The sequence below is a fragment of the Formivibrio citricus genome, assembly GCF_900115065.1.
In the GTDB taxonomy this organism is placed as follows: domain Bacteria; phylum Pseudomonadota; class Gammaproteobacteria; order Burkholderiales; family Chitinibacteraceae; genus Formivibrio; species Formivibrio citricus.
Map to the genome: position 1 here is coordinate 12,930 of NZ_FOVE01000007.1, position 18,872 is coordinate 31,801.

General features: G+C 58.7%; 19 protein-coding genes. 8 read left to right on the forward strand and 11 right to left on the reverse strand.

Annotated elements, in window-relative coordinates; genetic code table 11:
• Positions 1-68 precede the first annotated feature (68 nt).
• Entirely contained in the window at positions 69-1,358 is a 1,290-nt protein-coding gene (locus BMZ36_RS05970; RefSeq protein ID WP_281242197.1) for a dicarboxylate/amino acid:cation symporter, read from the forward strand.
• Between the two features lie 87 nt (positions 1,359-1,445).
• On the opposite strand, the gene BMZ36_RS05975 is transcribed toward BMZ36_RS05970, so the two are convergent.
• The 5 genes from BMZ36_RS05975 to BMZ36_RS05995 are packed head-to-tail and all read right to left on the reverse strand — an operon-like array spanning position 1,446 to position 5,498.
• Entirely contained in the window at positions 1,446-2,579 is a 1,134-nt protein-coding gene (locus BMZ36_RS05975; RefSeq protein ID WP_091192718.1) for an ABC transporter permease, read from the reverse strand.
• Positions 2,576-3,517, reverse strand: a complete 942-nt coding sequence (locus tag BMZ36_RS05980) for an ABC transporter ATP-binding protein (protein ID WP_245747793.1) — start codon at positions 3,515-3,517, stop codon at positions 2,576-2,578. The genes BMZ36_RS05975 and BMZ36_RS05980 overlap by 4 nt, the downstream gene beginning before the upstream one ends.
• A complete protein-coding gene (locus BMZ36_RS05985; protein ID WP_091192721.1) occupies positions 3,514-4,461 on the reverse strand; it encodes an HlyD family secretion protein in 948 nt (315 codons plus the stop codon). The genes BMZ36_RS05980 and BMZ36_RS05985 overlap by 4 nt, the downstream gene beginning before the upstream one ends.
• A 15-nt stretch (positions 4,462-4,476) precedes the next feature.
• A complete protein-coding gene (locus tag BMZ36_RS05990) occupies positions 4,477-4,788 on the reverse strand; it encodes an AzlD domain-containing protein (protein ID WP_091192724.1) in 312 nt (103 codons plus the stop codon).
• Positions 4,785-5,498 carry an AzlC family ABC transporter permease gene (locus BMZ36_RS05995; protein WP_091192727.1) on the reverse strand — a complete coding sequence of 238 codons (714 nt, stop codon included), beginning with the start codon at positions 5,496-5,498 and terminating at the stop codon, positions 4,785-4,787. Before BMZ36_RS05995 ends, BMZ36_RS05990 begins: the two co-directional genes overlap by 4 nt.
• A gap of 427 nt (positions 5,499-5,925) precedes the next feature.
• On the opposite strand from BMZ36_RS05995, the gene zorA1 reads away from it, so the two are divergent.
• The 3 genes from zorA1 to BMZ36_RS06010 are packed head-to-tail and all read left to right on the forward strand — an operon-like array spanning position 5,926 to position 10,247.
• Entirely contained in the window at positions 5,926-8,106 is a 2,181-nt protein-coding gene (zorA1, locus tag BMZ36_RS06000; protein WP_143085981.1) for a type I Zorya anti-phage system protein ZorA1, read from the forward strand.
• A complete protein-coding gene (gene zorB1 / locus BMZ36_RS06005) occupies positions 8,107-8,835 on the forward strand; it encodes a type I Zorya anti-phage system protein ZorB1 (protein ID WP_218142643.1) in 729 nt (242 codons plus the stop codon). It abuts the gene before it with no gap.
• Positions 8,823-10,247 (forward strand): EH signature domain-containing protein, encoded by a 1,425-nt coding sequence (locus BMZ36_RS06010; RefSeq protein WP_091192732.1) that lies wholly within the window; start codon positions 8,823-8,825, stop codon positions 10,245-10,247. The genes zorB1 and BMZ36_RS06010 overlap by 13 nt, the downstream gene beginning before the upstream one ends.
• Positions 10,248-10,272: 25 nt before the next feature.
• Here the strand turns inward: BMZ36_RS06010 and BMZ36_RS06015 are convergent, their stop codons facing one another.
• Positions 10,273-11,418, reverse strand: coding sequence for an aminotransferase-like domain-containing protein (locus BMZ36_RS06015; protein WP_091192734.1), 1,146 nt, complete (start codon positions 11,416-11,418; stop codon positions 10,273-10,275).
• Between the two features lie 53 nt (positions 11,419-11,471).
• Here BMZ36_RS06015 and BMZ36_RS06020 point away from each other — a divergent pair, with 53 nt between their 5' ends.
• Complete coding sequence (locus tag BMZ36_RS06020) at positions 11,472-11,930, forward strand: MarR family winged helix-turn-helix transcriptional regulator (RefSeq protein ID WP_245747795.1); 459 nt, start codon at positions 11,472-11,474, stop codon at positions 11,928-11,930.
• Here the strand turns inward: BMZ36_RS06020 and BMZ36_RS06025 are convergent.
• Both BMZ36_RS06025 and dnaB read right to left on the reverse strand, forming a co-directional pair.
• Positions 11,919-12,299, reverse strand: a complete 381-nt coding sequence (locus tag BMZ36_RS06025) for a cupin domain-containing protein (RefSeq protein WP_091192740.1) — start codon at positions 12,297-12,299, stop codon at positions 11,919-11,921. The two genes, BMZ36_RS06020 and BMZ36_RS06025, sit on opposite strands and share 12 nt — an antisense overlap.
• The gene (gene dnaB, locus BMZ36_RS06030; protein WP_091192742.1) at positions 12,299-13,717 is read right to left on the reverse strand and encodes a replicative DNA helicase; all 1,419 of its coding nucleotides are present in this window, start codon (positions 13,715-13,717) and stop codon (positions 12,299-12,301) included. The genes BMZ36_RS06025 and dnaB overlap by 1 nt, the downstream gene beginning before the upstream one ends.
• A gap of 53 nt (positions 13,718-13,770) precedes the next feature.
• On the opposite strand from dnaB, the gene BMZ36_RS06035 reads away from it, so the two are divergent.
• Complete coding sequence (locus BMZ36_RS06035) at positions 13,771-14,205, forward strand: type II toxin-antitoxin system RatA family toxin (protein WP_091192745.1); 435 nt, start codon at positions 13,771-13,773, stop codon at positions 14,203-14,205.
• Positions 14,206-14,209: 4 nt separating this feature from the next.
• The gene (locus BMZ36_RS06040; RefSeq protein WP_091192748.1) at positions 14,210-14,530 is read left to right on the forward strand and encodes an RnfH family protein; all 321 of its coding nucleotides are present in this window, start codon (positions 14,210-14,212) and stop codon (positions 14,528-14,530) included.
• Positions 14,531-14,555: 25 nt separating this feature from the next.
• Here the strand turns inward: BMZ36_RS06040 and BMZ36_RS06045 are convergent, their stop codons facing one another.
• Entirely contained in the window at positions 14,556-14,987 is a 432-nt protein-coding gene (locus tag BMZ36_RS06045; RefSeq protein ID WP_177187801.1) for a DUF4124 domain-containing protein, read from the reverse strand.
• A 55-nt stretch (positions 14,988-15,042) separates the two neighbouring features.
• Positions 15,043-16,854, reverse strand: coding sequence for a M61 family metallopeptidase (locus tag BMZ36_RS06050; protein WP_091192751.1), 1,812 nt, complete (start codon positions 16,852-16,854; stop codon positions 15,043-15,045).
• A gap of 226 nt (positions 16,855-17,080) precedes the next feature.
• Between BMZ36_RS06050 and BMZ36_RS06055 the strand changes: the two genes are divergently transcribed.
• Positions 17,081-18,310: a GGDEF domain-containing protein gene (locus BMZ36_RS06055; protein ID WP_091192753.1), complete on the forward strand. Its 1,230-nt coding sequence runs from the start codon at positions 17,081-17,083 to the stop codon at positions 18,308-18,310.
• Here BMZ36_RS06055 and BMZ36_RS06060 read toward each other — a convergent pair.
• Complete coding sequence (locus BMZ36_RS06060; RefSeq protein ID WP_091192755.1) at positions 18,289-18,858, reverse strand: NUDIX hydrolase; 570 nt, start codon at positions 18,856-18,858, stop codon at positions 18,289-18,291. The two genes, BMZ36_RS06055 and BMZ36_RS06060, sit on opposite strands and share 22 nt — an antisense overlap.
• Positions 18,859-18,872 lie beyond the last annotated feature (14 nt).

The window sequence follows — 18,872 nt, forward strand, 5'->3', positions numbered from 1 at the left end:
CTTCCAAAGCTTGAATAAACAGATACCCACATCAAGAGGACAAACCTGTGAATGCAAACAAACTTACCATGAGGATCATGATCGGCATGGTCCTGGGCATCATCGCCGGCTGGGCCGTCAACACCATGGCCTCCAGCCCCGCTGCGCTCAAGGAAATCGCCAGCTATTTCACCCTGTTGAGCGACATCTTCCTGCGCCTGATCAAGATGATCATCGCCCCGCTGGTGTTCAGCACCGTTGTCGCCGGCATCGCCAACATGGGCGACAGCAAGTCCGTGGGCCGCGTCGGCGGCAAGGCCTTGCTGTGGTTCATCACCGCTTCGATCGTGTCCTTGCTGCTGGGTTGCCTCATGGCTAACCTGCTGCAACCAGGCGCCGGTCTGGGCATGCCGTTGCCGGCCGCCAATGCTGCCACCAACCTCGCCACGGCCAACCTCACCTTCAACAAGTTCCTGTTGAACGTGTTCCCGACCAGCGTGTTCTCGGCATTTGCCACCAACCAGATCCTGCAGATCCTCGTATTCTCGATCTTCTTCGGTCTGGCCATCGCTTCGCTGCCCAAGGGTCATGCCTCCACCATCACCAAGTACACCGATGAACTGGTGCACGTCATGATCAAGGTGACCGACTTCGTGATGAGCTTTGCTCCGATTGGCGTGTTCGCCGCCATGGCCGCCGCGATCGCCACGCAAGGTCTGGGCGTCCTGGCCACCTACGGCAAGCTGATCGGTTCCTTCTACATCGCGCTGGCACTGCTGAGCCTGATCCTGATCTTCGCTGGCTGGCTGTTCCTCGGTCGCCGCGTCATGACCTTGATGCAGATGATGCGCAGCGTGTTCCTGCTGGCCTTCTCCACCGCCAGCAGCGAAGCGGCCTACCCGAAGACCATGGAGCAACTGGAAAAGTTCGGCGCCAGCAACCGCGTGACCAGCTTCGTGCTGCCGCTCGGTTACTCGTTCAACCTCGATGGCTCGATGCTGTACCAGTCCTTCGCCATCCTGTTCATCGCCCAAGCCTACGGCATCGACATGCCGATCTCGCAACAGCTGATGATGCTGGGCGTGCTGATGGTCTCCAGCAAGGGTATGGCCGGCGTGGCGCGCGCCTCGCTGGTGGTCGTGGCTGCCGTACTGCCGATGTTCAACCTGCCGGAATCCGGTCTGCTGCTGATCATGGCCATCGACCAGTTCCTCGACATGGGCCGCACCGCGATCAACGTGGTGGGCAACAGCATCGCCTGCGCCGTTGTCGCCAAGTGGGAAGGGCAGCTTGCCGAAACGAAGGACGACCGCATCGAAGACATGCCGGCAGAGGGTGAATTCGATACCGTGGCTATCCAGGAACAAGCCGCCAAGTAAGCCGTAATCCAGACTCGATCTGGCAATCCGCCTCTCCGGGCGGCATTGCCAGATCGATTTGCTTTGCAACTTCCCCTTCGGCCTTGATCAATCAAGCGTTCTGCGAAACCGCTTCAACCCTATGGCCATGATCACTGTCATGAACAGCAACAGCGGCCAGAGGCTGGGCCAGATTTCAAGCAGATTGTTGCCCTTGAGCATGACACCGCGGCTGATGCGCATGAAATGGGTCAGCGGCAGGATTTCCCCGATGTATTGGGCCCATTGCGGCATGCCGCGAAACGGGAACATGAAGCCGGACAGCAGCATGGAAGGCAGAAAGAAAAAGAACGACATCTGTAGTGCCTGCATCTGGTTACGCGCCACGCTGGATATGGTGATGCCGACAACCAGGTTGGTCGCGATGAAAACCAGCACGGCACAGATCAAGAGCGCAACATTGCCCACGAAAGGCACCGCGAACAGCCACTTGGCGGCAGTCAGGATCAGCACCGTCGAAATCAAGCCGACCAGGATACAGGGCACGATCTTGCCCACCATGACTTCCAGTGGATGCACGGGGGTGGCCAGCAGGTTTTCCATGGTGCCGCGTTCGACTTCCCGCGTCAGCCCCAGCGCGGTGGACATGATCATGGTCATGGTCAGCACAACGCCCATCAATCCCGGAACGATGTTGTACTGGGACAAGCCTTCAGGGTTGTAACGGCGGTGGATGACCAGTTCGACGGCGGGCTGGGCCGGACTGAGCCAAGCTAGCGCCCCTTTGAGATCGTGATCCAGCAGGCTGCCGGTCATCTGTTGAATCGCAGCGATGGCGTTGCCGGTGGCGGAGGGATCGGTGGCATCGGCTTCGAGCAGCAGTTGCGCCCGCTCACCGCGCAACAGGCGCCAGGAGAAATCGGCAGGGATCGTGACAGCGAACTGGACTTGCCCCAATGCGAGCATTTCCTGCGCTTCGCGGTCGCCGGCCTGCGTGGACACCACGTTGAAATAGCCGGAATTGGCCAGCTTCTGCACCACGCTGCGGGCGAACGGGCTTTGTTCGTGCGTCACGATGACGGTCGGCAGATGCTTGGGGTCGCCATTGATAGCGAAGCCGAACAGGACCAGTTGCATGAGCGGGATACCGACCATCATTGCGAAGGTCAGGCGGTCGCGCCGCATCTGGATGAATTCCTTGCGGATGATGGCAAACAGGCGCTCCAGGCTGAACGAGGTCATTGTCCGCCCCCCGCAAAATTGTCCCGCGCCTTGCCCATCAGATGGATGAACAGGTCTTCGAGTTGCGGCTCGCCGAATTCCCAAGTCAGGCCGGGCGCAGAGAGATACGGTTCGATTGCCTGGTTGAGCGCCTCGACATCGCCGCCGCTCACGTGCAATTCATGGCCGAATCGCGTCACCCTATCGACTCCGGTTTTGTCCTGCAAACGTTCAGCCAGTTCGTTGATGCCTTCGCCGGCGACATGCCAGGTGGAAAAACCGCTGTTGGCGACAAGTTCGCGCGGCGTACCTTGCGCCATGAGCTTGCCGTAGGCGATGTAGCCCAGCCGGTGGCAGCGCTCGGCCTCGTCCATGTAGTGGGTGGAAACCAGAACGGTGATACCGCTGGCGGCAAGCTTGTGGATCTCCTCCCAGAAATCGCGCCGGGCCTTGGGGTCGACGCCTGCCGTGGGCTCGTCGAGCAGCAACAGCCTGGGCTCGTGCAGCATGCAGCTAGCCAGTGCCAGCCGCTGCTTCCATCCCCCGGAAAGACTCCCGGCCAACTGGTTCTGGCGGTCAGCCAGACCGAGCTGCTCCAATGAGGCGTCCACGCGGTTCTTGCGCCGATCCATCTGGTAGATGCGGGCAACGAAATCAAGGTTCTCGCGAATGGTGAGGTCTTCGTAAAGGCTGAAGCGCTGGGTCATGTAGCCCACCTCGCGCTTGATCGCCCAGGATTCGCGCAGGATGTCATAACCCAGCGTATGCCCTGCCCCGCCGTCCGGGGTCAGCAGACCGCACATCATGCGGATCGTGGTGGTCTTGCCGCTGCCGTTGGGGCCGAGGAAGCCGAAGACTTCTCCGCGTCGGACCTGCATGGTCAGGTTGTCGACCACGGCCTTGCCGTCAAAACGCTTGCATAGTCCGGTCACGTCCACCGCATGCTCGAACGGTTTCACGGCTGGCCGTCCAGGCGGATATCCACGGGCTGGCCGGGCGCAAGTCCCTGTTCGTTGTCCGGTTTGGCCTCGACCATGAAAACCAGCTTGGCGCGGTTTTCCCGGCTGTAGATGACGGGAGGAGTAAATTCGGCGCTCTTGGCCACGTAGCTGACCCGTGCGCCGAAGGGCTTGCAGCCGTCGCAACCGACCGCGAGTTTTTGCCCGACGGGGAACTGGCTCAACCGATCCTGCGGCACGAAAAAGCGCAGCTTGATGGCGCTTGGAGTCAACAGACTGACGACGGGGGCGCCCGCAGGAACCCATTCGCCGACCCGGTAGAGCGTGTCGTCGACCCGTGCGGCGGCGGGGGAAAGAACGGTTTTTTGCTCCAGACGCCAGCGGTTCTGCGCGATCTGCGCTTTTGCTGCGGAAATGTCGGCTGCGGCTGCAACCCGAGTGTCGTCACGAGCGGCCAGCCGTGCCACCTTGAGCTGGGCGGCCATTTCCCGCACTTTGGCCTCTTCGGCACGAACACGAGTCTGCAATGCTTCCAGATTGGCGCCGCTGGTGAAGCCAGCCCGCGCCAGTTCGGTCTGGCGTTTGAAATCGCTTTGCGCCAGTGCCAGGCTCGATTGCGCCGCGCTCAATTGGGCTTCGAGCACCGCGATTTCCTCGCGGCGTTTGCCTTTGGCCAGATCGGCGGCTTGGGCGGTACTGCGCAGCAGACGGGCTTGGGCTTCATCCAGCGCGGCCTTTTCGCTGTCCGCTTCGAGAACGAAAAGCGGCGCATCTTTCTGGATGTCGGCGCCCTTCTCGACTGCCAGTTGCACAAGCCGGCCTGCTATCGGTGCGGCGATTCGCGTGTACTCGGCCTCTGCATAGCCGGGCAATGCGCCGGGTTTGTCCTGCTGGCAGGACACCAGCATCGCACAGCATCCCAGCAGAATCACCAGTCGTCTCATGCGCAGCCTCTCCAGTCAGATCAAGCGCATCATCCCATAAACCACGAAGCTTGCCACAATCGCCAGCAAGGTCTTGCGCGTGGCAAAAGCGACGACTCCCGCCACAAGCGTGCCGACGAGATAGGGATTGTCGGGCGCGAGCGCCAAGCTGCCCTTGGGCATGAGCGCCATCGGCACGATCAGGGCCGAGAGTACGGCTGCCGGAACGTAATGCAGGGCACGGCGCACGAGCGGCGGGAAATCGAGCCGGTTGCCGAACACCAGGAAACTCGCACGGATCGGAAATGTGGCCGCAGCCATGCCGAAAATAACCAGCCAATATTTCATGCTGCCTCCCCGGCTGTCTGTGTGTTTTGCAGCCTTTCCAGCAGTAGGCCGGCACAAATTCCGGTAAAGGCCGCCGCCATCAAGTCCAGCTTGTAAGGCATCCCCTGCAACAGGAGCGCAGTGGCGCCAGCGGTCATGGCTGCGGCCAGGACGGGACGCTGCCGTAGCTGCGGCGCCACAATGGCGGCAAACGTCGCCAGCATCGCAAAATCCAGCCCCCAATCCGACAGGCCGGGCAGATTGCTGCCCAATACCACGCCAAAGACGGTCCAGAGCAACCAGTTGCCGTACATGCTCAACGATGAACCCAGTTGATACCAGCGCGCGCCTTCGAGCCCGTGGTAGCGGAAGCGATGCTCCACGACAGCAAAGGTTTCATCGGTCAGCCAGAAGGAGAGCACCCAGCGCCATGCCAAAGGCCAGTCCTTGGCATACGGTTGCAGCGTGGCGCTGTAGAGCGCGTGCCTCAGGTTGACCACCAGCGTCGTCAGGCAAATGACCGGCCATGCCGCGCCCGCCGCGAGCAGGCTGACAGCGACGAACTGCGACGAGCCTGCAAAGACCAGCGCGGACATGCCGATGGTTGCGGCGGCAGAGACGCCGGCGCTAACCGCGAGCGCGCCGAAAATCAGGCCGAAGGGTGCTGCGCCGACCATCATCGGCAGCGTATCGCGCAAACCGGCCAGGAAATGGGATGCGGGAGTTTTCATGCATCAAGCATAGCGTTGACCGCGGATTTGCGGCAACGCACAGTCAACCGCTGTTTTTCACGAGAATTGTTTTGTGATGGCCAAGGTTGGGAGACAGCGCAACAGGATACCTCGAAAAAACCAGCCATCCAGATGATCCCGGATTGTCCATTAGGGCGCGAGATGATGGCGAAACGGATTGTGAGGCCATTTTGTCACTTGGGAGAAGTCCATGGTTGTTCCATGGACGCCGAGCAAGGGGCAAAAGGGACCGCAAACCGTCCGCTAGCACTCGTGCAGGCCCGAAGGGCCGCCTAATGGATAATCCGGGATGATGGTAAACTTGCTTCCGCACAACCGTGCAGATCGACACCGCGCCCGTGCATGATGGTCAGCAGGGGGCGCTCCTCCCGGCCAACCGACACCCCACTTCGATATGGGCACCGCCATGCTTTACATTACCCCCGGACACTTGCAACTCTTGGCGCCGCTGATTGTTGGTGGCCTGATTGTTTACTTTGTCCGCAAATACTTCATCGAATATCGGGCTCCCGCCAAACAACTCCAGACAGCGCTGAAGCAGATCACCGAGAAAGTGCGGGGCTTGGCCAGATTGCCCAACCCTGAGCGCAAGGCGGCTTTGGCACATGTGTTTTCGGATTCGCCGTTTGTACATAGCTGGCAGCAATATGAAGAAACCCTGCACGACCAGACAGCGCTCATCGAAGGGGAGGCGCGGATTATCCAGACCCGTTCGACCGCGCCGGCCTCCTGTTTTTTCAGCGCACAAAACCTGATCGACACACCGATCCGCGTGGAGTATTTCAAGCATTTGCCGGGGATTTTGACCGGGCTGGGGATTATCGGAACCTTTGGCGGTCTGCTGGTCGGGCTCTATTACTTTGACCCGTCCGGCGAGCCGGAAAAAGTTCAGGACAGCCTCAAGCTGTTGCTGAGCGGCGTGCGCGATGCCTTCTTTGCCTCGGCCTTTGCCATTGGCTGGGCGATGTTCATCACCAACTCCGAAAAGAAAAACCTGCGCGAGTGTTATTCCCTGCTGGAATCGCTCACCGATGCGCTCGACCAGCTATTCCACTCTGGCGTGGGCGAGGAATATCTGGCTGCGCTGGTCAAAAGCAGCCAGCACAGCGCCACTCAGTCTCGTGAATTGAAAGACAGTCTGGTCGCCGATCTGAAAGACATGCTGCAAACATTGCTTGAATCGCAAAACCACGGCACTGCGCGCCTCGCCGAAACGCTGGGCACCGTCTACCGCGATTCCGGTCAAGCCATGGCCACGCAAATCAGCGCATCCATCGAAAACAGTTTCCGTGAACCGCTGAGCCAGATCGCCCAATCGGTGCAAACTGCTTCCGCCGATCAAAGCCAGCAGATACAGAAACTGCTGCAAGAAGTGTTGGGTGCGTTCACGCAAAAGCTCGAAGGCTCTTTTGGCCAGCAGTTTGCGGACATGCAAGCGCTCACCGGGCAATCGATCCAGTCCATGCAGCAGATGCAAGCGGCGTTTTCCGACCTGATCGAGAACCTCAAAAACACCAGTGCCGCCTCCAGCCAAGCCATGCAGACCCAACTGTCCGGTATGTTGGCCGAAATGCACGCCAGCCAGAACGCCATGCACCATGTGATGGACGAGATGGCCAGTCACTTTCAAAACACTCTGTCGAGCATCGGGCTCCAAGGCGAGACGACCAGCGCCCACTTTGCCTCGCAGCTTGAACGCCTGTTTGCAGAAAGCGAAGCCCGCCAGACTCAAATGGCCGAGCAGATGCAGGCATTCACCCGGAACCTGCAACAAAGCATGGGGCAAAGCCAGCAGGAAACCATGGCACGTCTGTCCGATTCCGTCGGTCAATTGGGCAGCCAGCTAAACAGCATTCTCGGCTCACTTGAACACAGCCAGCAAACCATGGCTGCGACCACACAAACCTCTCAACGGGAACTGCACACCAGCACCCGCGCCGTGGTAGATGAGCTGGGCGAACAAGTCAAAGGCTTGCTGGAAATCATGCGCGATGAGCGCAAAGCCACCCAGCGAGCCATCGAATTGCTGGGTTCGCAAACCGAGCGCAGCCTGCAAGGCATGCAAAACGGCGCAGAAAAAATGCGTATTGCGGCAGAAAAGTTTACCCATGCAGGAGAGAGCGTTGCCAAGGCAACGGGCGCATCCGGGCAACTCATCACTCAGACACAAAGCAGCCTGCAAGCCCTTGGCGGAGCAACCCATGAACTGGCGGCCGTTGTGGCCGATTACCGCATCCATCGTGAAACCATGCAGAAGGCCATTGCCGCAACGGAAGCCATCTTGGCCAATGCCCAAGCCGAGGCCGGCATGCGCGGGCAGGTACTCGACGATCTGAAACAGGCCGCCGAGCGCATGCAAACGTTAAACGTGGAAGCCAATCAGTACCTGGAAAAAGTGAATGGCGTCCTTGGTGCTTCGTTCGAATCGTTTGGCGCAGGCGTGGAACGCAGCCTGTCCATCACGATGGGCGCACTGGATGCTGAATTGGGCAAGGCCGTATCCAAACTGGCCGGCGGGGTGCATGACCTCAGCGAGAATATTGACGACCTTGCCGATACGGTTGAAAAAGCCGTTTCAGGACGCTAAATGATGTTGGGATCACGGTTTACCCCCCGCCCCCGCAACAAGGATGAAGGCGAAAAGCCCTTCTGGATTTCCTACGCCGATTTGATGACAGCGCTAATGATCCTGTTTCTGGTGGTCATGGCCGCCTCGTTGCTCATGGTCACCAAACGCATCAACGAGGCGACGGCGGGCGAGAAAACCCGCTCAGCCGAAATCTCCAGCCTGTGCCAGAAAATGGCGCTCGATGCCAAGGGGCGGGATGGGACGATTCAGGTTGATTGCCAGAACAACCGCATCAACTTTGGCGAGGCTGGGCGTTTTGGCTACAACGATTTCCGCCTCAAGCCGGAAGGATTGAAATCCCTGCAAACCATCGTGCCGCTGATACTGGCCGCCACCGAAAGCGGCGAAGGCAAAAAGTGGCTCAAGCAGGTGGTGATTGAGGGATTTACCGACACGGATGGTTCTTACCTCTACAACCTGCATCTCAGCCTGCAGCGTTCCGAGTGGCTGATGTGCGCCCTGCTGGATGATCGCTATTCGCGGCAGATCGGCTTGTCAGAGGTGCAGAAGAAACAGGTTCGCAAACTGTTTTTGGCGGGAGGGGTTTCCTTCAACAACGCCAAGACCAGCAAGGAGGCCAGTCGCCGCATCGAACTGCGCTTGCAGTTCTATGGGCTGAAGGAAAGCCACGACACCAATGAAGCCCTGGATTTCAACATTACCAAGGCCGAGACATGCCAGCTGTAACGCCGCCCCCTTCGCTCGAATCCCTGCTGGAATCTGCGCTGCGCAAATTTCCGAGCGATGAGCGCGGCAGCACGCTCCCCTTGCCCAAGCCCGCCCGCTTAAGCGAACAGGCCACGCAGGTCGCCAAACTGTTTTCGGGGGCGGCTGTTGAAACGCCCCCTCCCAGCCAAGCCCGCCGCAACGCCCTTGTCCGCTTGCGCCGCGATGAACCACTCACCCGCAAGGAGTGGTCGCTGGTCTGCTGGGGGCTGAGCGACAAGGGTGATGACGCTGCGCCGCCGCTTAAAGATGACGCGCTGTTTTCCAGAACCCTGGATTACCTGAATCAAAACGCCAAGCCCTTCACCCTTCCCCGCAAAACCTGGTTTGGCTTATTGAACAGCTATTTTTCATACGCGCACCCCGCACCGGAAACCACGCCAAACTGGGTTTTATTGCGCGCCTTTCTGAGCCAAAGCCTGCCCGAACTGCTGCTGGCGCAAAAAAGACCCCGTGAATGGATTCAATTACTGGAAGAACACGCTGAACTACTCACTGAAAACGCCGGCAAAGAACTGGGTAAAACGATTTTCGATGGCGACCATCAAACCGCCGAAACACTGAGATCAACGTTGCTGATACCGGAATCCAGTTGGCTCTGGAAAAAAGTCATCCGCCAACAACTGGAATTGCTGTCTTCGGCCAGCGATGCGGTTTTTATCGGCCACATTGAATCCATGATCCAACTGGCCACCCTCCATGTGGATTTCACGGATGAAATTCTGGTTGTTTTGCTGACCCGCTACGCCGCCTCGGCACATCGCCGCCAAGCGCATTCCCAACTACTGAATTTCTCGCTCAAACACTGGCGCAGCCCGCAAACCCGAACCGCCCACCGCTGGAAACAGGTTGGCGATGAAGTACGCAAAATGGTCTTGGGCTGGTTTGCCAGAGCCGATCTGGAACTCTTTTTCAGGCTGCTGCAGGGCAATGGATCGGTCGATCAATCCCGCCTGGATTACTGGCTGCGGTTTGTTGACCAGATGATCTACACGCGGATTGTAATGGGCTCGGAAGCCTTCAATAAACGCGATCCCGATTTTGTGGAATTCATCCGCCACAACAAGGAGCGCTGCAGCCATTTGAGCAGCGGCCCCAGCTCGAACAACGTTTTCATCATGCAGATCGGCGGCTACTACTTCGTCGAATTCTCCGAACCCGGAAACGACTGCTACCTCTACAGCGCCGACAAACTCCCCTTCGACCCGGAAATGCCGGAGCTCTCGATTGTCGATCTGAAACGCAGGCTGTTTGCTCTGGACTGGATCAGCCACGAGGACAACTGGCAAACCCGAACCGATGCAAAGCTGGCAGCGCTTGGCATATTCCCTACCGAAAAAAAGTGTCTATGTGCCCACGCCAAAGAGGTGTGATCCACTTTCGTTGCAAAAATTGTTTTTAACGGCCGAGCAACTCGGCCAATATCGCCACACCCCGCCGGATTTCTTCCGGAGTCGAATGGCTGAAATTGAGGCGCAGCGCGGGATATTCTGGCTGCCCGGCAAAGAACGGATCGCCCGGCATGAAGGCAAGCCCGCGTTCCAGTGCCTCTTGCAGCAAGGCCATTCCGTCGATTTTGCGCTGTAGCTGAAGCCAGAAAAACAGCCCGCCCGATGGCTTGACCCAGCTCGCTTCGCCCGCAAGCTTCTCTTGCAACACGGCATGCATGGCATCGCGCCGCTCGCGGTAAAGCGGCAGGTTGCTCGCAACATGACGCTCTACCAGCCCCTGCTGCAGGGCTAGCAGAACGATGAACTGGCTCAGACGGTTGGTATGCAGGTCGGCGGCCTGTTTCAGGCGCACCAGAGGCGTGATCAGATCGGGGTGCGCCACCAGATAACCCAACCGAAGCCCCGGAGAAAGCGTTTTGGAAAATGACCCCTGGTAAATCCAGCGGCTTTTTGCCAGATGCGAAACCAGAGGCGCGGGCGGCGGCGCGTCGAAACTCAGGTCGCGATAAGGGTCGTCCTCGAAGACCGTCAATCCTCGCCGATCGCACAGCCCCGCCAGTTCGGCCCGGCGCTCGGGCGTTGCGCAACGGCCGGTCGGGTTCTGGAAGGTCGGCGTGAAATAGGCAAAGCGTGCTTGCGGCGCCGCGGCCAGCGCAGATGGCATGGCGCCTTCTTCATCCTGCCTGATGTCGTGCATCCGTGCACCGAACAGGCGAAACACCTGCAACGCAGCCAGATAGGCCGGCGATTCGACGAGAATATCCGTGCTTTCGTCGACCAGCAGCTTGGCGACGAGATCGATGCCCTGCTGCGAACCGCTCAGGATCAGCACCTGCTCGGGGCTGCATTCGAGCCCCATGCCGCTTGCCCGCTGCGCCACCCACTCGCGCAACGCCGGTTCGCCCTCGCTCATGCCGTACTGCCAGAGATTGTCCGGGAACGCATTGAGGTCGATGCCGGCATCCTGCGGACGGAAAAGCCCCTCTTCCGCGGGCAGGCCACCGGCAAAGGAAATCATGCCGGGCCTGGTGGCCACGGCCAGGATGTCGCGAACCAGGGAGGAGGTCAGTCGTTCGATTCTTGTTGCCTGCATGATGCACCATTGGTCAAATACATTGACCTTTATGGTCACAGCATTCTGGTATCATGTCAACCATGAGCAAGAAAAACGAAGCCCGACTCAATTCCGCGCTGGAACTACTGTTTTACGGCTACCGTGCCTTCACGGCCCTGCCGGACGAGATTCTCGCGGAGAGAAAACTGGCGCGAGTCCATCACCGCATCCTTTATTTCGTGGCGCGCGACCCCGGCCTTTCCGTCAACAAGCTGCTTTCCCGGCTGTGCGTGAGCAAACAAGCACTCAACGCTCCGCTTCGCGAATTGCAGGAGCGGGGGCTGGTGATATCGGTGGCATCGGAACAGGATCGGCGAGTGAAATGTCTGAACCTGACCGAGGAAGGCATGGCGCTGGAAGCTCAGCTATCTGCCAGTCAGCACAAACTGCTTTCGTCGATCTTCAACATCTGCGGGCCGGAAGCAGAAACCGGCTGGCGCATGGTGATGACTGCGCTGGCCAACAACAGCCCGGATAAATTACAGCGGTGATTTTCGTTCCACGACCACGAAATACTTGCGCACCGGCACCATAACCTCGAACACACCGCAAAACCCCGCCGGGATAACTGCGGCTTCACCCGGCCCCACTTCGACAGCCGCTCCGGATTCATCCAGCAGCCGCACCCGTCCCTCTATCACGCAGAAAAATTCGTCCTTGTTGCCCTCAAACCGGATGCGCCATGCGCCTTTTTCACAGGCCCAGATTCCGCAGGACATCTCGCCGGAAGCGTTGATGAAATGCTCCCACGTTGTCCGTTTTGGGTTGCCATCCACCAACCGTTCCGGACGTGGAAAATCAACGGAGGCGGCCACCACCACCTGACTGATGGCAACGATTCCGGGGGAGGTGCGTTGCATCACGACTCCAGATCGGAAGACCAGCCTTCCGGACGCATCAGGGCGTTGTCGAAACGCGAGAATTGCCCCTGGAAAACCAGCGGCACCTTGCCGGTCGGGCCGTTACGGTGTTTGCCGACGATGCATTCGGCCAAGCCTTTGAACGCACTGTCCGGGTTATAGTATTCGTCGCGGTACATGAACATGATCAAGTCGGCATCCTGTTCGATGGCGCCGGATTCGCGCAAGTCGGACATCATCGGGCGCTTGTCGGTACGCTGTTCGACCGAACGCGACAATTGCGACAGGGCGATGATCGGCACTTGAAGTTCCTTGGCCAAGCCCTTGAGCGAACGGGAAATCTCACCGAGCTCCGTGGCACGGTTCTGGTCGCGCGCGCCGGCGCGACCGGCCATGAGCTGCATGTAGTCGATCACGATCAAGCCAAGCTGCCCGCCGCATTGGCGCGCCAGCCGGCGGGACTTGGTACGGATGTCCATCGCCGTCAGCGCGCCGGTTTCCTCGATGAAGATCGGCGCTTCGGAAAGGCGGCTCACGGCATGGGTCAGGCGAGTCCAGTCCTCGTCCTCGAAACGGCCGGTCTTGAGCTTGTGCATGTCGATCTTGCCGACCGACCCCACCATCCGCATGCCGAGCTGCGCCGCCCCCATTTCCATCGAGAAGACGGCGACTGGAAGTTTGCCCTCGATGGCCACGTGTTCGGCAATGTTGATCGAGAAGGCCGTTTTACCCATCGACGGGCGTCCCGCCACGATGATGAGATCGCCTTTCTGCAAGCCCGAAGTCATGCGATCAAGGTCGATGAATCCTGTCGCAATACCCGTCACATCACCCTGATCCTCCTGCTGATAGAGATGATCGATGCGCGCCACGATTTCCTTGAGGATTGGCGGCATGGCGATAAAGCCCTTTTGCCCGCGCGCGGATTGCTCTGCGATCTGGAAGACCTTGGTTTCTGCCTCATCCAGCAGGTCGCGTGCCTCGCGGCCGTTCGGGTTGTATGCACCATCGGCAATATCCGTCGCCACGCTGGCCAACTGACGCATCACCGATTTCTCGCGCACGATTTCCGCATAGCGGCGAATGTTGGCTGCGGAAGGCGTGTTTTGCGCCAGCGAGCCCAGATAGGCGAGACCGCCGACATAGGCCAGTTCGTTGGTGGAATCGAGCGCCTCGGCGACCGTGATGACGTCTGCCGGACGGTTGTGCTCGATCAGGTTGCAGATCGTATTGAAAATGCGCCGGTGGTCATCCCGGTAAAAATCACTGGCACCGATCACGTCGGCGATCTTGTCGAAGGACGGATTGTCGAGCAGCAGCCCGCCCAGCACGGATTGCTCGGCCTCCACCGAATGCGGGGGCAGGCGGAAGTTTTCGGGTTGCGTCACGTCAGGCGGGGCGGTAGGATGATCGGTCATTTTCGTCCAATAAGGTCAGGCGTTGCAGCCGGCCATTTTACGCTGCTTCGATCATGCATTGCATCCGCAAGTCCATGCTGGCCCCCTACTCCGCCGAACAAATGTTCAACTTGGTTGATCGGGTTGAAGATTACCCCCGTTTTTTGCCATGGTGTGGTGGTGTAGAAGTACACGAACGCAGCGAAACCGTACTGGATGCCACTTTGCATATCCGTTTTCTCAAGGTGCAGGCGCATTTCCGTACCCGAGACAACCGCTTCCCGCACGAGCGCATCGAGATGCGTCTCGCCGACGGACCTTTCAAGCACATGGATGGTTTCTGGCGCTTCATCCCGCTTTCCGAGGATGCCTGCAAGGTGGAGTTCGAACTCGATTACGCCTTTGCCAGCAGGACTCTCGAAGCCCTGATTGGCCCGGTTTTTGACCGCATAACCAGCGCGTTCGTTGATGCATTCATCGAAGAGGCCGAGCGCCGCCACGGAGAATAAAGAAATGACCGAACAAGCCATTCACGTTGAAGTTGCCTACGCCAAACAGGACCAGCAAAAAACGATTGCCGTGAAACTGCCGGCAGGAAGTACGGTGGAAGAAGCGATTCGCAAATCCGGCATTCTCGCCGAATTCCCGGAAATCGATCTGGCCGTGAACAAGATCGGCATCTACTCCAAGGCATGCAAACTCGATACTGCACTGCGCGATAAGGACCGCGTGGAGATTTATCGCCCCCTGATCGCCGATCCGAAAGAGGTTCGCAAACAGCGTGCGGCGGAAGGCAAGCCCATGAAAAAAGGCAGCGGCATGCAAGAAGCATGACCGCTGCCCAAGTTGTACGGAAAAATCAGGGGCAGAAACGTTCGATGGCTTTTTCGGCCTCCGCCAGCTCGGCTTGGCGTTTTTCCGTCCCCATGAATTCGACTTCGCCCTTCTCGTTGACCGACTTGGTCAACTGACCGGACTCCAGAAACGTCTTGCGGGCTCGGGCCTGCGCGCAAGCTTGAGGATCTTTCTCGGACGGAGGCTGAGCGGCCGGGGCTGATGCGGGTACCGCGGCGCCGTTTTTCTTCTCTTCTGCCTGAACCGGTTTGGGGCCGGCAATCGAGGAAACCGTCCCACCCTTCAGTTGTGCCGGAGGCTGCTTGACCTTGGTTCCTGTTGGTGGCGGCATGTTCGAATAATGCACCTTGCCATCCGCATCGGTCCATTTGTAGACCGCAGCCGCAGCGACTCCGGAAACAGTCAACGCAAACAGAAGAACAGCGGTTCTTTTCATGATGAAACTCTCCTCAAAGATTGCCGTCATTATAGGTTCGATTTGGCCCGGAGCGTCATTCTCCGGATAGCCATGCCGCGCGGACGTGATTGCACGCCGCTTCGCCATCCTTGATACGCAACCCCCATGTATCCGCCTCGGCGACTTGGGGATGGACATCGAAATACATCAGTTCATCACGCCGAAAAGCCACGATTTGCCGTCTTTCGCCCGCAGGTTTTCCAGCCAGCAGGGTCTCCAGATTGCTCGCGGTAACACGCAAGCCATCGATGGCCAGCAGAAAATCGTTTGCCGACAGGCCGGCCGATTGGGCTGCGCCCCCTGCCAGAACATGCGTCAGCTTGAGCAGGCCGTTGTCCGTGGCCGTTCTGATGCCCAACGAATTCGAAGGCTTGGCCGGCGAATCCTGCCAGCCCCCCTTGTCCGACGCTCCCGACGCAACACGCAACTGGCTTTCAATTCCGAATTGCGCCAAGAGTTCAACCAACGGCAATTCGTTCGTCGAACGCAAGGCGTTGTCGAAGAAACCGGAAAGATCGAGTCCCGTTACTTCCTGCGCCAGCGACTCCCATTCCCGCTCATCGATTCCTTTGCCATGCTCGTCGAAATTCAGGCCAAAACGCTGCCAAAGCGCCCTCATCACATCGTCGAGGCTCTTGCATCCCGCCGTTTGCCGGCGAATCGTCAGGTCCAGACACAAAGCAGCAAGCGCGCCTTTCACGTAATAGCTGATCTGTGAATTCGGGCTGTTTTCATCCGGGCGGTAATGCTTGATCCAGGCATCGAGACTTGCATCTTCGAGGGACTGGATCAGCCTGCCGGGCGTGCGCTGCACACTGGTCATGGCCTGAGCAATCTGGTCCAGGTATTCCTGCTCGCTGATCAGGCCGGCACGCAGCAACATCAGATCGTCGTAATAGGAAGTAATGCCTTCGAAGGCCCAGAGCAGACGCGTATGGGCCTCCTGCTCCAGCACATAGGGCGCGAATGCCGCCGGCTTGATGCGCTTGACGTTCCAGGCATGGAAATACTCGTGGCTAACCAAGCCCAGGAACTGTCGGTAACCCGGCTTGGTTCCGGTTTCGTGCGCCAGCGGCAGGTCGTTGCGCGAGCAGATCAGCGCCGTGGATGCACGATGTTCCAGCCCGCCGTAGCCTTCTCTGACCGCCAGCGTCAGAAAGAGGTAGCGCTCGAACGGTGCCGGTTCGCCGAAGAAGCGGATCTGCGCTTCGCAGATGGCCTTGATGTCTTTTTTCAGCCGCTTCAGGTCGGCATCGTGCCGGCCCGAAATCACGATTTCATGCGGAACACCGCAAGCCCTGAACTGTACGCGGGCGAAACACCCAATCTCGACGGGGTGATCGATCAAATCGTCGTAATTGCGCGCCAGGCAGAGCCAGCCGCCCCCGTCCTGCGTCTCGGCATGCGGCAACGAGGTGGCGATTCCCCAGCGGCTAAATTCCTTGCCTGACGGTCGTTCGACAGTGAGTTCACACGCAGCGTACTCCTGTCCTGCCACGGCAGGAAACACGCCGGTTCCGTTGAAAAATCCCCGAGACTGGTCAAGATAGGCCCCGCGCACCGACAGATCATAGGCATAAACCAGCAGCGTCAATTCAAGCGGGGCATGGGTGGGCGCAACTTTCCAGTGCATCTTGCCGCTCTTTTCGATCTTGACGGGCTGTCCATTCGATATGGCGCTGACGGAAACGACGTGACGGGCAAATTCGCGAATCAGATAACTGCCGGGAATCCAGCTCGGCAACCAGAAAACCTGCCCAGCCGGATCAGGCTGGCTGACAGAAACAACCACCTTGAAAAGGTGTGCCTGCGGAGAATGTGCAGCAATGCGGTAGTGAATGGTCATAGAACTTTAGTGTGTGCACAATTGATGAATAATTCTGCCACGGCGGGGCCCATCAAGATACTTTCCCTTTAACCAGAAAACATCGGTTAGACGCGACCGAAAGGCAAAGAAGCAAAAGCCAGTCAAACCTGGCATTCATCTGCGGCATCGAAGAAAAACAAGCGGTCAACTGAGATTTTTAGGTTTAAGATACCTGGTTTGCAATGCAACACAGGCAAAACAGGCGATGTCGGAAAACGGCCTCCCTCATGCTCGGGATGAACTGACCCAACTGGAGGACCAGTTGCGGCAGTATCTCGCCTGCCCGTCGTTCTGGATGCGTTTCCCTGCAGAAATCGAGCAACGTTATGAAGACCTGCGCAGCCCGTACCGTCTGAGACGTTTTCAGCGCGTAGGCTGGATCAGCTTGATACTGTTTGATTTCTTGGCTTTGGCGGACTGCCATTTCCTGCCAGGCAGTTATCCCGATGCTTGGACAATCCGTTTTCTGGGGGTAACGCCGCTGCTTTGCCTCATCCTGTTGATTTTGCCCAGACACTGGATGGCTGCTTGGCGAAACTTTGCTGTTTCCGCTGCACTGGTTATCGTCGCAGTCGGTTTGGCCGGCATCGGATATCTGGCTCCCCCCGAACACCCCCAGCACCTCTATTTCCAGTGGCTGTTGCTCATTCTTGCAACAAACCTGCTGATCCGCCCGCATTTCTGGGTGGCGCTGCCCACGACACTGGTTCTGTTCGCCATATATGCATTCAGCGTAATCTTCTCGCTGGAACGTGGGATCGCGCCGGCGCTCAACGCGCTCCTGCCTTCTGGCATAGTGCTTCTGATCTGCCTGACTGCAATGCGGCGCATGGAACAGGACAGCCGGATCACCTACGCCCTGAAAACCCAGCAAAAGATCAACCACCAGCGTCTGGCAAGCGCCAACCGCAAACTGGCAAAGGAAGCTTCGCGGGATGGCCTGACCGGTATTTACAACAGGCGCATGCTGGATGACAACCTGAACCGTTTCTGGCGCCACGCCATGCGCCGTCATCGCCCGATTTCGGTGCTGTTTGTGGATGCTGACTATTTCAAGCGTTACAACGATACCTACGGACATGCTGCAGGCGATGAGTGCCTGCGCTGGCTGGCGGCCCTGCTTGAATCCTTTGCGCACCGCCCTCTGGATTTTGTCGCCCGTTTCGGCGGCGAGGAATTCGTGCTGGTACTGCCCGATACGACACCGGAAGACGCCGGCATCATCGCCGAACAGATCCGCGCCCGGGTTCTATCGGCGAACCGCCCTCACTCCACCAGCATGGAAGGCTGCATAACGGTCAGCATCGGCGTGGCTGGAGGCACTCCCAGAGAAGGGCAAATTGCCTCGATGCTGCTGGAAGCAGCCGACAAAGCGCTTTATATGGCAAAGAAACAGGGGCGTAACCGGGTTCGTTACGCGGCCGAACTGGATTGAGCGCTACCCTCCCCGCGCTCCTTCAGCCCCAACAAAATCAACGCCCAAGCCGCCTTCAGCGACTGAAATGCAAGATCGTCCGGATTGACTTCCTCGGGGGCCAGCCACACCAAACGCTCCACCTCGCTGGCATGGGGGCGCAACTCTTCATCCGCCGTCAACAATTCAGCCGTGAAATAAAGATCGCAGGTATGGTAGTACACGGAATCGAAGCCATAGAGGTTGGGAAAAGACGCCAAAAAACTCGGCGCACCGATCTCGCCCCCGGTTTCTTCTCGCACTTCACGGCGCAATGCATCTTCTACGCGCTCCCCCGGATCGACAAACCCGCCAGGCAAGCCCAGCTTGCCCTTGGCCGGATCTGCCGCCCGCACCACGAACAGGTACTTGCCGGCCCGCTTCGCGATGATGCCGGCGGCCGTGGCCACGTTGTGAAAATATCGGAAACCGCATACCGGACAACAGAACTCTCGAGCATGCAGGAATTCGCCCCCCTCTACCCCGCAGTGGGGGCAGAAGCGAAACGGCGAAGACTCAAGCTCGCTCATGAGCAGGAATTTCC